The sequence below is a fragment of the Pseudomonas sp. BP6 genome, assembly GCF_017875935.1.
Taxonomy (GTDB): Bacteria; Pseudomonadota; Gammaproteobacteria; order Pseudomonadales; family Pseudomonadaceae; genus Aquipseudomonas; species Aquipseudomonas putida_Y.
Window position 1 is genome coordinate 3,399,638 of the sequence record NZ_JAGINI010000001.1, and the last position, 15,854, is coordinate 3,415,491.

Below are 15,854 nucleotides of genomic sequence, written 5' to 3' on the forward strand. Positions count from 1 at the left end.
GTTTTTTTGTGCCTGCAAAGTTTCGATTAATCGTTTCAGTTAGAGGCTGCGGAGCTTTCCTTGGCAGGCTCCGACAATACACTTTCGGTCGGTGTGAACACCATCACATCGAGTACATCCGAATGGAACTCTCGACGGTACAGAATCAGCACTACTCCCACACTCATCGCCATGAACAACCATGGGCTGATGAACCAGCTCAACATGGCCATTCCGAAGTAATAAGAACGCAGCCCAAGGTTGAACTGGTTAGCCGCCAACGACAATACCCGCGCCGCCCGTGAAGCGAACGCCTTGCGCTCCAGCTCGTTGACCAGCCGTTCGCCGATCATCGGCGCCGAGCCCACCAGCACGGCGGCAAAGTTGTATTGGCGCATGCACCAGCTGAACGTGAAGAAGGCATAGACAAATACCATGGCCAGGCACAGCAGCTTGATCTCCGACATGCCCTGGGATGTCTGCTGAACCAGCGGCAGGTCGGCCAGCAACGACAGTGCCCGGTCGGAGGCACCGAGCACGGTGAGGATGCCAGCCAGAATGATCAGGGTGCTGGAGGCAAAGAACGAGGCGTTGCGCTCCAGGTTACCGATCACGCTGGCATCGGCGATGCGGTTGTCGCGCAGCAACATGCGGCGCATCCAGTCTTCACGGTACAGGTGCAGCACACTGGCCAGGCACGCGGTGTCGCGCCCCTTCCAGATCGCATAGCGGGTATAGCCACCCCAGCAAAGGGCGAACCAGGCGATGGCCAGCAGGTTGTTGAGGTTGCTTTGGATGAAGTTCATGCAGGGTTCCCGAAAGGGCCATGTGCCTAAAGGATAGGGACCGGATTTCGACGCTGGCAAGCGGCAAAAGGCACACCTGCACAGTGAAAAATGCCTGACCTGCTGCGAAGAGACCGCAACAGGCAACCAACGAAAAGCCCCGCATCCTTTCGGATACGGGGCTCTCTTGTTTTCACCCTTGGCGCGCACCCTACGGCTTGTGGCCGGTGCCGCCCTCAGGCTTCGACTTGTACGGTCAGGCCAACGCCTCGCGCGGCTTGCCGAGCATGCGGTCGCAGGCCACGGCACCCACCAGGGTCACCACCGACGGTACCAGCCAAGCCATACCGGCATCACTCAATGGCAGGTGCGCCATGAAGTCTGGCAACATGTGGGCAAGGCTGCTGCCCTTGATCGCATCGACCATGCCGAACAGCAGCGAGACCAGCATCACGGGTGCCAGGATGCGCGTTGGCGAGTTCCACAGGTCTTTGACGAAGCTCAGACCGACCACCACGATGCACGGCGGATAGATGGCGGTGAGCACCGGGATCGAGAACATGATCAACTTGGTCAGGCCAAGGTTGGAGATCAGCAGCGAGAAGCCGGCGAGGATCACCACCAGCGCGCGGTACGACAGCGGCAGGATCTGGCTGAAGTACTCGGCACAGGCACAGGTCAGACCAACCGCAGTCACCAGGCAGGCCAGCGCGATCAGCACGGCCAGGAAGCCGCTGCCCAGCGAACCGAAGGTGTGCTGTACGTAGGCATGCAGCACCGCCGCACCGTTGGTGGCGTCAGCGGCAATGTCGTGGCTGGTGGCACCCAGGCGGAACAGGCTGATGTAGACCAGGGCCAGCCCGACACCGGCGATCAGGCCGGCGATGATGGCGTAGCGGGTGATCAGCCTCGGCGACTCGACACCGCGCGAACGAATGGCATTGACAATGACGATACCGAACACCAGGGCACCCAGGGTATCCATGGTCAGGTAGCCATCGGAGAAGCCTTTGGAGAACGCAGCGGCGGCATAGGCAGGCTGTGCTTCACCAATGGTACCGGCGGGCAACGCGAAGGCAGCGATACCCAGCACCGCCAGGGCAATGATCTTCAACGGCGCCAGGAAGCGGCCCACGGTGTCGAGCAACTTGCCAGGGTACATGGACACGGCCAGCACGACGATGAAGTACACCAGGCTGTAGATGAACAGCGCCAGCGGGCTTTCACCGGTCAGCGGTGCAACGCCTACTTCGAACGACACGGTCGCCGTACGCGGGGTGGCGAACAGCGGGCCGACCGACAGGTAGCACACAGCCGCCAGCAGGCCGCCGAAGAACTTGCCGATCGGGCTGCTCAGTGCATCCATGCCACCACCGACCTTGGCCAAGGCGACAACGGTGATGACCGGCAGGCCCACGGCAGTGACCAGGAAGCCCAAGGCCGCCATCCAGACGTGCGGGCCAGACTGCAGACCGACGATAGGCGGGAAGATGATATTGCCTGCACCCACGAAAAGCGCAAACGTCATAAAGCCAAGCGCCAGGATATCCTGGCCTTTGAGAACTTTCATTTAAGGTAGTACCACACTGCTGAAATCGGGATTCGAGAGGGGATTTCCCTTTGGGTAAGGGGAAATGCTGCCCGGCTTGATAGGCCAGACCCGTTTAGCGTGTCGTTCCCTTTTGGGGTACGGGCACAGAGTGAACGCGTAATGTAACTGGTTTGTCAGTCAAACGCACTGGCACAGTGCTGCTTGTCCGATGTGCGTACATGTTTGTCGTCTGTGTGACCGAGGACGGCAGGTATTATCCTCGGATTGAAACATTCGTCTGCGTGAAAATTCCTATCAAACCTATCGAAGAATCTCTATCGCCAGCACCGGCCTCTTCGCGGGTAAACCCGCTCCTACGAACCCCACATACGACAAAGGCCACCCGAAGGTGGCCTCTGTGCGCGTGGGGGGTGTAGCAGTATTACTTCTTGGCTTCCCAGCCAGTCAGCTCGGCCAGGGCCTTGCCAATGTCAGCCAGGGAACGCACGGTCTTCACACCCGCGTCCTGCAGGGCGGCGAACTTCTCGTCCGCAGTACCCTTGCCGCCGGAGATGATGGCGCCAGCGTGGCCCATGCGCTTGCCCGCAGGTGCAGTAACACCGGCGATGTAGGACACGACAGGCTTGGTGACGTGGGCCTTGATGTAGGCCGCGGCTTCTTCTTCAGCCGAACCGCCGATCTCACCGATCATGACGATCGCTTCGGTCTTCGGGTCTTCCTGGAACAGCTTCAGGATGTCGATGAAGTTGGAGCCCGGGATCGGGTCACCGCCGATGCCGACGCAGGTCGACTGGCCGAAGCCGGCGTCGGTGGTCTGCTTCACAGCTTCGTAGGTCAGGGTGCCGGAACGCGAAACGATACCGACCTTGCCTGGCAAGTGGATGTGGCCTGGCATGATGCCGATCTTGCACTCGCCCGGGGTGATGACACCTGGGCAGTTAGGGCCGATCAGGGTCACGCCCAGTTCGTCGCACTTGACCTTGGCATCCAGCATGTCCAGGGTAGGAATGCCTTCGGTGATGCAGACGATCAGCTTGATGCCGCCAAAGGCAGCTTCCAGGATCGAGTCTTTGCAGAACGGAGCCGGTACGTAGATGACCGAAGCGTCAGCGCCGGTCGCTTCCACGGCTTCCTTGACGGTGTTGAACACCGGCAGGCCCAGGTGGGTGGTGCCACCCTTGCCTGGGGTTACGCCGCCGACCATCTTGGTGCCGTAGGCGATGGCCTGTTCGGAGTGGAAAGTACCCTGCGAGCCGGTGAAGCCCTGGCAGATGACTTTGGTGTCTTTATTGATCAGGACGCTCATTACTTGCCCTCCGCAGCTTTGACAACTTGTTGAGCAGCGTCGGTCAGGCTGGTTGCCGCAATGATGTTCAAACCGCTTTCTGCCAGTACTTTAGCGCCCAGTTCGGCGTTGTTGCCTTCGAGGCGAACGACGACCGGAACTTTGACGCCGACTTCTTTCACTGCACCAATGATGCCTTCGGCAATCATGTCGCAGCGAACGATGCCGCCGAAGATGTTGACCAGAACGGCCGCGACATTGCTGTCGGACAGAATGATCTTGAACGCTTCGGTTACGCGCTCTTTGGTAGCACCACCGCCAACGTCAAGGAAGTTGGCCGGCTTGCCGCCGTGCAGGTTGACGATGTCCATGGTACCCATGGCCAGGCCGGCACCGTTGACCATGCAGCCGATGTTGCCTTCAAGGGCAACGTAGTTCAGTTCGAACTTGGCAGCGTGGGCTTCACGGGCATCGTCCTGCGACGGGTCGTGGAAGGTTTTCAGCTTCGGCTGACGGTACATGGCGTTGGCGTCGATGTTGATCTTGGCATCGAGGCAGTGCAGGTCGCCATCGGCCTTGATCACCAGCGGGTTCACTTCCAGCAGCGCCAGGTCGTGATCCTTGAACAGCTTGGCCAAGCCAACGAAGATCTTGGCGAACTGTTGAACTTGCTTGCCTTCCAGGCCCAGCTGGAATGCCAGCTCGCGACCCTGGAACGGCTGAGCGCCGACCAGTGGGTCGATGGTGGCCTTGAGGATTTTCTCAGGCGTTTCGTGAGCGACTTTCTCGATGTCCACGCCACCTTCGGTGGAAGCCATGAACACGATACGGCGGCTCGAACGATCGACTACAGCGCCCAGGTACAGCTCTTTGGCGATGTCAGTGCAGGATTCGACCAGAATCTTGGAGACGGGTTGACCGTTGGCATCGGTCTGGTAGGTAACCAGATTCTTGCCCAACCACTGTGCAGCAAACGCCTTGGCGTCTTCCTTGCTGCGAACCAGCTTTACGCCGCCCGCTTTACCGCGACCACCCGCGTGAACCTGGGCTTTTACAACCCACTCGTTCCCGCCGATCTTGTCGCAGGCTTCTGCAGCTTGCTCAGGGGTGTCGACTGCGAAACCCTTGGAAACTGGCAGGCCGTATTCAGCGAACAGCTGCTTACCCTGATACTCGTGAAGATTCATGCTTTTTACCGTCTTCGTTAGGTACTGCGCTTCGGCGCTGCGCCATCAGTGGCGCCGCACCACCTGTGACCGTTGACCCCGGGTTTCCCGTGTGATCCGGTCCGGCGGACTTTCCGCGGTGAGTCATGCACGCAAGACTCACGACGGGCAGCCCGCCGTGGTTTCTTATAATTAACGCTTCTTACGGTTGGCCACGTGAATGGCGCCGCCATTCACCGCCAGCGCTGCTTCATGCAACGCTTCGGACAGGGTTGGATGGCTGAAGACCATCATGCCCAGATCCTCGGCACTGGTGCCGAATTCCATTGCGATTGCGCCCTGCTGCACCAGTTCGGCAGCCGATGGGCCAATCACGTGAACACCCAGAACGCGGTCGGTCTTGGCATCGGCGATGACCTTGACGAAACCACCGGTGTCGTTGGCAGCCATCGCACGGCCGCTGGCCGCGAACGGGAAGGTGCCCACGTTAACCTCAACGCCCTCGGCCTTCAAGGCCTGTTCGGTCTTGCCGACCCACGCGATTTCCGGGTGGGTGTAGATGACCGACGGGATCAGGTCGTAGTTCATCTGGGCCTTGTGGCCCTTGATGCGCTCGACGACCATGATGCCCTCTTCCGAAGCCTTGTGGGCCAGCATCATGCCGCGTACCACGTCACCGATGGCGTACACGCCCGGAACGCTGGTGGCGCAGTAATCGTCGACGAAGATGTAACCACGCTCGTCGATGGTCACGCCGCTGTCGGAAGCCAGCAGATCGGTGGTCACCGGGCGACGGCCGACTGCGACAATCAGCTTGTCGAAGGTGATCTTCTGCTCGCCTTCGGCGTTGGTGTAGGTCACTTCGACTTCATTGCCGTTGACTTTCGAGCCGGTGACACGAGCGCCCAGCTTGATGTCCAGGCCTTGCTTGGTCAGGGTCTTCTGGGCTTCTTTCGACACGGCGGTGTCGGCAGCCATCAGGAAGGTGTCCAGGGCTTCCAGCACGGTGACTTCAGCACCCAGGCGAGCCCATACCGAGCCCAGTTCCAGGCCGATCACGCCTGCACCGATAACGCCCAGGCGCTTCGGTACGGCCTGGAATTCCAGGGCGCCGGTGGAGTCGACGATGACGTTCTGGTCGACCGGAGCCGGCGGAATGTCGATCGGGCGCGAGCCGGAAGCCAGGATCACGTTCTCGGCTTCGATGATTTCGGTGGTGCCGTCAGCCTTGGTGACTTCGACCTTCTTGCCAGCCAGCAGCTTGCCGTGGCCCTGGATCGAAGTAACGCCGTTGGCCTTGAACAGGGTGGCAACGCCACCGGTCAGGTTCTTGACGATGCCAGCCTTGCGGCCAACCATCGCGGCGACGTCCATCTTCACTTCGCCAGTGGAGATACCGTGGACGTTGAAGCTCTCTTTGGCTTCCTTGTACTTCCAGGAGCTGTCCAGCAGCGCCTTGGAAGGAATGCAACCTACGTTCAGGCAGGTGCCGCCCAGGGCCAGCTTGCCCTCGGCGTCGGTGTACTTCTCGATACAGGCAGTCTTCAGACCAAGTTGGGCAGCCTTGATGGCAGCTACATAGCCGCCAGGACCTGCACCAATCACCACTACGTCGAATTTCTGGGTCATAAAAGATTCCTTTTTAGCTTCAAGCGGCAAGCTGCAAGCCGCAAGACCAGCAGGCTTCAGCTTGAAGCTTGCGGCTTGCAGCTTACAGCTGCGCGATTAGATGTCCAGCAGCAGGCGGGACGGATCTTCCAGCAGGTTCTTGATAGTGACCAGGAAGGTTACCGCTTCCTTGCCGTCGATCAGGCGGTGATCGTACGACAGCGCCAGGTACATCATCGGGCGAATCACGACCTGGCCGTTGATGGCCATCGGGCGCTGGATGATGTTGTGCATGCCGAGAATGGCGGCCTGCGGCGGGTTGACGATCGGGGTCGACATCATCGAACCGAAGGTACCACCGTTGGTGATGGTGAAGGTGCCACCGGTCATTTCTTCGATGGCCAGTTTGCCGTCACGGGCCTTCTTGCCGAAGGTAGCGATGCCGTTCTCGATTTCAGCCAGGCTCATCGACTCGGCGTTACGCAGCACCGGCACCACCAGGCCACGGTCGCTGGACACGGCAACACCGACGTCGGCGAAACCGTGGTAGACGATGTCGTTGCCGTCGATCGAGGCGTTCACGGCCGGGAAGCGCTTCAGCGCTTCGGTAGCAGCCTTGACGAAGAACGACATGAAGCCCAGGCGCACGCCATTGTGGGTCTTCTCGAACAGGTCCTTGTACTTCGAGCGCAGGGCCATGACTTCGGTCATGTCCACTTCGTTGAAGGTGGTCAGCATCGCCATGTTCGACTGGGCTTCGACCAGACGCTCGGCGATCTTGGCACGCAGGCGGGTCATCGGCACGCGCTTCTCGGTGCGGTCGCCAGCGGCGACGACAACCGGGGCAGCGGCGGCGGCGGCAGGCTTGGCAGCCGGGGCAGCGGCAGGTGCCGACTTCTTGTTGGCAACAGCAGCAACCACGTCTTCCTTGGTGACGCGACCGCCTTTACCGGTACCTGCCACGGTAGCCAGGTCGATGCCGTTTTCTTCAGCCAGCTTGCGCGCGGCCGGGGCAGCGATCGGGTCATCTTCGCCGGCGTCAGCGGCAGCAGCGGCCGGAGCAGCAGCAGGAGCGGCTGCCGCGGCTGGTGCTGCGGCAGCACCGCCTTCAACGATCGAACCCAGCAGTTCGTCGGACAGGACGGTGTCGCCCTCGCCCTTGACGATATCGCCCAGCACGCCATCGGCAGTAGCCAGTACTTCCAGGACAACCTTGTCAGTCTCGATGTCGACGATCAGCTCGTCACGCTTGACGGCTTCGCCCGGCTTCTTGTGCCAGGTGGCAACGGTGCCGTCGGCAACCGATTCCGGGAAGGTTGGGGCTTTGATCTCGATAGCCATTATCTGTGTTTCCTTAAATTCGGTTTCAGGTGCGCGAAGGCGTTAGACAGTGAAGGCGTCTTGCAGCAGTTTTTCCTGCTGTTCGACGTGCTTCGAAGCGTAACCACAGGCTGGCGCGGCAGAAGCGTCGCGACCGGCGTATTCCAGGGTCAGTGCCTTGTTGTGGCGGCCCAGGATACGGCGCATGTGGTGCTGGCTGCTGTACCAGGCGCCCTGGTTCATCGGCTCTTCCTGACACCAGACCGCATGCTTGAGGTTGGTGTAAGGCGCGAGGATTTCGACCAGATCGTCCTCAGGGAACGGATACAGCTGCTCGATACGCAGGATGGCAATGTCTTCGCGGCCTTCGGCACGGCGCTTTTCCAGCAGGTCGTAGTAGACCTTGCCGCTGCACAGCACCAGACGCTCGACCTTGGCCGGATCGATTGCGTCGATTTCCGGGATCACAGTCTGGAACGAGCCTTCTGCCAGGTCTTCCAGAGTCGAGATGGCCAGTTTGTGGCGCAGCAGCGACTTCGGCGTCAGGACTACCAGCGGCTTGCGCAGCGGGCGGATCACCTGGCGACGCAGCAGGTGGTAAATCTGTGCTGGCGTAGTCGGTACGCAGACCTGGATGTTGTGCTCGGCGCACAGCTGAAGGTAACGCTCCAGACGCGCGGAGGAGTGCTCCGGCCCCTGCCCTTCATAGCCGTGTGGCAGCAGCATGGTCAGACCGCACAGGCGACCCCACTTGTGCTCACCGCTGGTGATGAACTGGTCGATCACCACTTGCGCACCGTTGGCGAAGTCGCCGAACTGGGCTTCCCAGATCACCAGCGCGTTCGGCATGGTGGTGGAGTAGCCGTATTCGAAGGCCAGTACCGCCTCCTCGGACAGGAACGAATCGTACAGGTCGAAACGTGGCTGGCCCGGGAACAGGTTCTGCAACGGAATGTAGGTGCTGGCGTCCTTCTGGTTGTGCAGCACCGCGTGACGGTGCGAGAAGGTGCCACGGCCGATGTCCTGGCCGGTCATGCGGATCGGGTGACCTTCGAACTGCAGGGTGGCGTAAGCCATGGTCTCTGCATAACCCCAGTTGATCGGCAAGCCACCGGCCTGCATCTTCTGACGGTCTTCGTAGATCTTCGACACCTGACGCTGGACCACGAAACCTTCCGGCAGCTCGAGCAGCTTGGCCGACAGATCCTGCAGGGTCTTGAGGTCGAAACGGGTGTCGTGACGCGCGGTCCAGGCATGGCCCAGGTACGGACGCCAGTCGACGAACAGCTCGCGGTTCGGCTCCTTGACCAGGCTCTTCACCACGTGCAGGCCATTGTCCAGCGCGTTGCGGTACTCGTCGATTTTGGCCTGAGCGCGCTCGGCGTCGATGCGACCGGCCTGGATCAGTTGCTCGGCATACAGCTCACGGGTAGTGCGCTGCTTGCTGATTTGCTGGTACATCAGCGGCTGGGTGCCGTTAGGCTCGTCAGCCTCGTTGTGGCCACGGCGACGGTAGCAGACCAGGTCGATGACCACGTCACGCTTGAACTGCATGCGGTAGTCGATGGCCAACTGGGTGACGAACAGCACGGCTTCCGGGTCATCGCCGTTCACGTGCAGGATCGGTGCCTGGATCATCTTGGCAACGTCGGTCGCGTACTCGGTGGAGCGCGCATCCAGGGGGTTGCTGATGGTGAAACCAACCTGGTTGTTGATCACGATGTGCACGGTACCGCCGGTCTTGAAACCGCGGGTCTGCGACATCTGGAAGGTTTCCATGACCACACCCTGGCCAGCGAACGCAGCGTCGCCGTGGATCGAGATCGGCAGCACCTTGTCGCCAACGGTGTCGTTGCGGCGGTCCTGACGGGCGCGCACCGAACCCTCGACCACCGGCGAAACGATTTCCAGGTGGGACGGGTTGAACGCCATGGCCAGGTGCACTTCGCCACCCGGGGTCATCACGTTCGAGGAGAAGCCCTGGTGATACTTCACGTCACCGGAGCCCAGCTCGTTCATCTTCTTGCCTTCGAACTCGTCGAACAGCTCGCGCGGGTTCTTGCCGAAGGTGTTCACCAGCACGTTCAGGCGGCCACGGTGGGCCATGCCGATCACGACCTCCTTGGCGCCGTAAGAGCCGGAACGCTGGATCATTTCATCCAGCATCGGAATCAGGCTCTCGCCGCCTTCAAGGCCGAAACGCTTGGTGCCCGGGTACTTGGTGCCCAGGTACTTTTCCAGGCCCTCACCGGCGGTCACGCGCTCAAGCAGGTGGGCCTGCACGTCAGCGGAAAACTCCGGACGGCCGCGCACGCTTTCAAGACGCTGCTGGAACCAGCTGCGCTGCTCGGAATCGACGATGTGGGTGAATTCGGCGCCAATGGTGCGACAATATGTCTTCTGGAGTGCATCGAAGATGTCGCGTAGGCTCGCCTCCTCTTTGCCGATGAACAGGTCGCCGGCACGGAAGGTCGTATCAAGATCGGCATTGGTCAAGCCGTAGTGATTGATCGACAGGTCTACTGGCGCAGGGCGCTGCCACAACCCCAACGGGTCGAGCTTGGCAGCCTGATGGCCGCGCATACGATAGGCCTGGATCAGTCGCAGAACTTCAACCTGCTTCTTCTCGTGTTCACTGCTCACGCTCCCGGCGGAAACCGGTTGGGCGCGGCGCTGGTTCTTTGCCAGCAGTACGAAATGGTCGCGGATTGTCGAGTGCGATACATCAGTAGCGGTGCTGCCGTCGGCTGGCAACTTCTGGAAGTAAGTGCGCCACTCTTCTGGCACAGCGTTAGGGTCGTGCAGGTAGAGCTCGTAGAGCTCTTCCACATATGCAGCGTTACCACCTGAAAGGTGGGCGCTATCCCACATGCGCTGCATCACGCTTTCTTGCATGCTTGGTCACCCTCGATTAGGGGACTGATCGGCGAGAGCCACAGCAAACCTGGAAAAGTCCGAAAACAGCGACTGAACCACGCCACCTGGATCCTGCTGATTTTCCGGGTACCAGCCCGGAAAGCCCCTGCTGGTCTCATATCTTCATAGGTAATGAACGCGGGCTTTGTGGGCCCTTGTTCGGGTTTTACCTCAGTGCGGGCTCACCACCCGCACCTCGGCTTATTGCAGGTACAACACTTTGTATCAGGTGCCGCTTTGCAGCAGCATGTTACGTACGTGACCGATTGCCTTGGTCGGGTTGAGACCTTTCGGGCAAACGTTTACGCAGTTCATGATCCCGCGGCAGCGGAATACGCTGAACGGGTCATCCAGGGACGCCAGGCGCTCCTGAGTCTTGGTATCGCGGCTGTCGGCAAGGAAGCGGTAAGCTTGCAGCAGTGCTGCCGGGCCCAGGAACTTGTCCGGGTTCCACCAGAACGACGGGCAGGAAGTCGAGCAGCAAGCGCACAGGATGCACTCGTACAGGCCGTCCAGCTTGTCACGGTCTTCCGGCGACTGCAGGCGCTCGATGGCCGGTGCCGGAGTGTCGTTCTGCAGGAACGGCTTCACCTTCTCGTACTGCTTGTAGAAGATGCTCATATCGACCACCAGGTCACGAATGACTGGCAGGCCTGGCAGCGGACGCAGAACCAGCTTGCCGCCCTTCACCACCGCCGACAGCGGGGTGATGCAGGCCAGGCCGTTCTTGCCGTTCATGTTCATGCCATCGGAACCGCAGACGCCTTCACGGCAGGAGCGACGATAAGAGAAACCCTCGTCCTTTTCCTTGATCAGTGCCAATACATCCAGCACCATCAGGTCCTTGCCGCCGGTATCGACGTCGAACGACTCCATTTTCGGCGCAGAGTCGGTGTCCGGGTTGTAACGATAAACTTCGACTTTCAACATAGCAGCCACCCTTAGTAAGTCCGGACTTTTGGTTCGAAGGCTGGAACAGTCTTCGGCGCAAAGTTGACGCCGCGCTTGGCAACGCGCTTCTCACCCGGGTAGTACAGGGTGTGGCACAGCCAGTTTTCGTCGTCACGGTCTTCGAAGTCTTCACGGGCGTGAGCACCGCGGGACTCTTTACGGGCTTCGGCCGCGATGGCGGTAGCTTCGGCGACTTCCAGCAGGTTCTGCAGCTCCAGCGCTTCGATACGCGCGGTGTTGAAGGCCTGGGACTTGTCGTTGATCTTGACGTTGGCGATACGGTCACGCAGACCGGCCAGCTGCTCGATACCCTTCTGCATGTATTCGCCAGTACGGAATACACCGAAGTAGTTCTGCATGCAGCTCTGCAGCTCGCGCTTCAGGCTGGCAACGTCTTCACCGCTGGTACGCTCGTTGAGCTTGTTCAGGCGGTTCAGGGCAACATCGACGTCGGTGTCGCTGGCGTCGCGGTATTCCACGCCTTCGCTCAGCGCCTTCTCCAGGTGCAGGCCGGCAGCACGGCCGAACACCACCAGGTCGAGCAGCGAGTTGCCGCCCAGGCGGTTGGCACCGTGAACCGATACGCACGCCACTTCACCTACGGCGAACAGGCCCGGGATGATGTGATCCTGGCCGTCGGCGTCCATGGTAATGGCCTGGCCATGAATGTTGGTGGCAACGCCGCCCATCATGTAGTGGCAGGTCGGCACGACCGGCACCGGCGCGACCACAGGGTCGACGTGGGCGAAGGTCTTGGACAGCTCGCAGATACCTGGCAGGCGGCTGTGCAGCACTTCCTCGCCCAGGTGGTCCAGCTTCAGCAGTACGTGGTCCTTGTTCGGGCCCACGCCGTTGCCGGCGATGATTTCCTTGACCATGGAACGGGCAACCACGTCGCGGCCGGCCAGGTCTTTGGCGTTCGGCGCGTAACGCTCCATGAAGCGCTCGCCGTGGGCGTTGATCAGGTAGCCACCTTCACCGCGGCAACCCTCGGTGACCAGTACACCAGCGCCGGCGATACCGGTCGGGTGGAACTGCCACATTTCGATGTCCTGCACCGGCACGCCTGCACGCAGGGCCATGCCGATACCGTCACCGGTGTTGATCAGGGCGTTGGTGGTGGAAGCGTAGATACGGCCCGCACCGCCAGTGGCCAGCACGGTGGCCTTGGACTTGATGTACAGGGTTTCGCCGGTTTCGATGCAGATGGCGATCACACCAACGAATGCGCCGTCCTGGTTTTTCACCAGGTCAACTGCGTAGTACTCGTTGAGGAACGTGGTGCCAGCTTTCAGGTTGCCCTGGTACAGGGTGTGCAGCAGCGCGTGACCGGTACGGTCCGAAGCGGCACAGGTACGGGCGGCCTGACCACCTTTACCGAAGTCCTTGGACTGACCGCCGAACGGGCGCTGGTAGATGCGACCGGTTTCGGTGCGCGAGAACGGCAGACCCATGTGATCCAGTTCGAAGACCGCAGCCGGGCCTTCCTGACACATGTATTCGATAGCGTCCTGGTCACCGATGTAGTCGGAACCCTTGACGGTATCGTACATGTGCCAGCGCCAGTCGTCGTTCGGGTCGGCCGAAGCGATGGCGCAGGTGATGCCGCCCTGGGCGGATACGGTGTGCGAACGGGTCGGGAAGACCTTGGTGACTACGGCCGTCTTGTGGCCGCCTTGAGCCAGTTGCAGCGCTGCGCGCATGCCGGCGCCGCCGCCACCGATGATGATGGCGTCGAAGGAAATGGTTGGAATGCTAGCCATGGATCAGATACCCCAGAGAATCTGCACACCCCAGACGAAGTAAGCGAACATCGCAACGCCGCATACCGCCTGGAACAGGAAACGAATCGCAGTTGCCGACTTGCCGAACGACATAGGCGTCAGGTAGTCGGTTGCAATGGTCCACATGCCGACCCAGGCGTGAGCGCCCAGGGCAACGAGGGCCAGCAGACTGAAGATCCGCATCGCGTTGTTGGAGAACAGACCATGCCACTGGGTGTAGTCGATGCCTGGGTGGGCGACCACGTAGCCGATCAGGAAGAGGAAGTAAGCCGCGAGAACGACCGCAGAAACGCGCTGCGCCATCCAGTCATAGAGGCCCGAACGCGACAGGTTCGTGACATTGGTTACCATACCCAAACTCCCACCAGAACGATCAGCACCACGGAGATGACGATCACGATTTTCGAGCCCAGCTTGCCGCCTTCCAGCGTCTCACCGATACCCATGTCCATGATCAGGTGTCGAACACCTGCCACGAGGTGATAAAGCAGGGCGGACAGCAGACCCCAGGTCACGAACTTGGCCAGCGGGCTGGTCAGACACGCCTTCACCTCACCGAAGCCTTCCTCGGAACCCAGCGACTTGCCCAGTGCATAAAGCATGATGGCAAGGCCGATGAACAGGATGACGCCGGAGATACGGTGCAGGATGGACGTGTACGCAGTGACGGGGAGCTTGATGGTCCTTAGGTCTAGGTTTACAGGTCGTTGGCTTTTCACGGCTTTTTTCACACTGAAGAGCCCCTAGCGAATCAGGGCAAAGTTGTTGGTAAGTGTACTGGTCAGGTACCCACCACCCAGGGAACGGCGACCCCCAGCAGTTCGGGCTTGCAAGCCCCTGGCGGTCGGGTGCCGAGTATAGACAGTTAGGCTGCTTATGACAACGTGACGGGGTAGCCCAAATAGCGCATTGCCTTTAATGAACAAAAGGCGTAAATGGGCGAGAATTTCGGGAAAAATCAGGCTTGAATGCTTGATTCAACAAGCCTTTAGGCAAATTGACATCTGAATTTATCCCTCTATAGTGGTGCGGGCCCTGCGTGGGGGGTCTGTCTGATGATTTCAAGCATTAATAGGAGGCCACATGGCTGACAAAAAAGCGCAGTTGGTCATCGAGGGCGCTGCCCCCGTCGAGCTGCCCATTTTAACCGGCACCGTTGGTCCTGATGTAATCGACGTCCGCGGGTTAGGGGCCACTGGTCACTTCACCTTCGACCCAGGTTTCATGGCGACTGCCTCGTGCGAGTCGAAGATCACCTATATTGACGGCGACAAAGGTATCCTGCTGCACCGCGGCTACCCGATCGAGCAACTCGCCGAACAGTCCGACTACCTCGAAACCTGCTACCTGCTGCTCAATGGCGAACTGCCGAATGCCGAGCAAAAGGCCCAGTTCGTCAGCACCGTCAAGAACCACACCATGGTTCACGAGCAGCTGAAGACCTTCTTCAACGGCTTCCGCCGCGACGCTCACCCCATGGCAGTGATGTGCGGCGTAGTCGGCGCCCTGTCGGCGTTCTATCACGACTCCCTGGACATCAATAACCCGCAACACCGCGAAATTTCCGCGGTGCGCCTGGTCGCCAAGATGCCGACCCTGGCCGCGATGGTTTACAAGTACTCCATGGGCCAGCCGATGATGTACCCGCGCAACGACCTGTCGTACGCGGAAAACTTCCTGCACATGATGTTCAACACCCCGTGCGAGATCAAACCGATCAGCCCGGTGCTGGCCAAGGCAATGGACCGGATCTTCATCCTCCACGCCGACCACGAGCAGAACGCCTCTACCTCCACCGTGCGCCTGGCCGGCTCGTCGGGTGCCAACCCGTTCGCCTGTATCGCCGCCGGTATCGCTGCACTGTGGGGCCCGGCCCACGGCGGTGCGAACGAAGCCGTACTGACCATGCTCGATGAAATCGGTGATGTTTCGAACATCGACAAATTCATCGCCAAGGCCAAGGACAAGAACGACCCGTTCAAGCTGATGGGCTTCGGTCATCGCGTGTACAAGAACCGCGACCCGCGCGCCACCGTGATGAAGCAGACCTGCGACGAAGTCCTGCGCGAGCTGGGCATCAAGAACGACCCGCAGCTGGAACTGGCCATGCGCCTGGAAGAGATCGCCCTCACCGATCCGTATTTCATCGAGCGCTCGCTGTACCCGAACGTCGACTTCTACTCGGGGATCATCCTCAAGGCAATCGGCATTCCGACCAGCATGTTCACCGTGATCTTCGCCCTGGCACGTACCGTGGGCTGGATCTCGCACTGGAAAGAAATGCTCTCCAGCCCGTACAAGATCGGCCGTCCGCGCCAGCTGTACACCGGCGAGCAAAAGCGCGACCTCGTTGCCCTGAAGGACCGCAAGTAAGCTGCAGTAGCCGAACGCAAGAAGGCTGCCCTCGGGCAGCCTTTTTTATTTGTCCTGTACCGGCCTCTTCGCGGGCTTGCCCGCTCCCACAGGTACTGCACAGATCTCGAGGGCTGCGCTGTACCTGTGGGAGCG

12 protein-coding genes are annotated in these 15,854 nt (G+C 60.4%); 1 reads left to right on the forward strand and 11 read right to left on the reverse strand.

The genetic code is table 11. The annotated features are described in order from the left end of the window. Positions 1-35 precede the first annotated feature (35 nt). The 11 genes from J3A98_RS15525 to sdhC all read right to left on the reverse strand — a co-directional run bounded on the left by J3A98_RS15525 (position 36) and on the right by sdhC (position 14,077). Positions 36-785: a DUF599 family protein gene (locus tag J3A98_RS15525; RefSeq protein WP_209967208.1), complete on the reverse strand. Its 750-nt coding sequence runs from the start codon at positions 783-785 to the stop codon at positions 36-38. A gap of 235 nt (positions 786-1,020) precedes the next feature. Then, positions 1,021-2,334, reverse strand: coding sequence for a branched-chain amino acid transport system II carrier protein (gene brnQ / locus J3A98_RS15530; protein WP_176682172.1), 1,314 nt, complete (start codon positions 2,332-2,334; stop codon positions 1,021-1,023). A gap of 403 nt (positions 2,335-2,737) precedes the next feature. Continuing rightward, a complete protein-coding gene (sucD, locus tag J3A98_RS15535; RefSeq protein WP_003254203.1) occupies positions 2,738-3,622 on the reverse strand; it encodes a succinate--CoA ligase subunit alpha in 885 nt (294 codons plus the stop codon). Further along, a complete protein-coding gene (gene sucC, locus J3A98_RS15540) occupies positions 3,622-4,788 on the reverse strand; it encodes an ADP-forming succinate--CoA ligase subunit beta (protein ID WP_003254205.1) in 1,167 nt (388 codons plus the stop codon). Before sucC ends, sucD begins: the two co-directional genes overlap by 1 nt. A 171-nt stretch (positions 4,789-4,959) precedes the next feature. Beyond that, entirely contained in the window at positions 4,960-6,396 is a 1,437-nt protein-coding gene (gene lpdA, locus J3A98_RS15545) for a dihydrolipoyl dehydrogenase (RefSeq protein WP_021784850.1), read from the reverse strand. 96 nt (positions 6,397-6,492) lie between these two features. Further along, positions 6,493-7,716, reverse strand: a complete 1,224-nt coding sequence (gene odhB, locus J3A98_RS15550) for a 2-oxoglutarate dehydrogenase complex dihydrolipoyllysine-residue succinyltransferase (RefSeq protein ID WP_021784849.1) — start codon at positions 7,714-7,716, stop codon at positions 6,493-6,495. Positions 7,717-7,758: 42 nt separating this feature from the next. After that, positions 7,759-10,590 (reverse strand): 2-oxoglutarate dehydrogenase E1 component, encoded by a 2,832-nt coding sequence (locus tag J3A98_RS15555; RefSeq protein WP_021784848.1) that lies wholly within the window; start codon positions 10,588-10,590, stop codon positions 7,759-7,761. Positions 10,591-10,836: 246 nt separating this feature from the next. After that, positions 10,837-11,541, reverse strand: coding sequence for a succinate dehydrogenase iron-sulfur subunit (locus tag J3A98_RS15560; protein ID WP_003254212.1), 705 nt, complete (start codon positions 11,539-11,541; stop codon positions 10,837-10,839). Between the two features lie 11 nt (positions 11,542-11,552). After that, positions 11,553-13,325, reverse strand: coding sequence for a succinate dehydrogenase flavoprotein subunit (gene sdhA / locus J3A98_RS15565; protein WP_003254213.1), 1,773 nt, complete (start codon positions 13,323-13,325; stop codon positions 11,553-11,555). Positions 13,326-13,328: 3 nt separating this feature from the next. Beyond that, positions 13,329-13,697 carry a succinate dehydrogenase, hydrophobic membrane anchor protein gene (gene sdhD / locus J3A98_RS15570; RefSeq protein WP_003254214.1) on the reverse strand — a complete coding sequence of 123 codons (369 nt, stop codon included), beginning with the start codon at positions 13,695-13,697 and terminating at the stop codon, positions 13,329-13,331. Continuing rightward, positions 13,691-14,077 (reverse strand): succinate dehydrogenase, cytochrome b556 subunit, encoded by a 387-nt coding sequence (gene sdhC, locus J3A98_RS15575; RefSeq protein ID WP_008091902.1) that lies wholly within the window; start codon positions 14,075-14,077, stop codon positions 13,691-13,693. Before sdhC ends, sdhD begins: the two co-directional genes overlap by 7 nt. A gap of 352 nt (positions 14,078-14,429) precedes the next feature. Between sdhC and gltA the strand changes: the two genes are divergently transcribed. Continuing rightward, positions 14,430-15,719, forward strand: coding sequence for a citrate synthase (gltA, locus tag J3A98_RS15580; protein ID WP_021784847.1), 1,290 nt, complete (start codon positions 14,430-14,432; stop codon positions 15,717-15,719). The last annotated feature ends 135 nt before the right edge of the window (positions 15,720-15,854 follow it).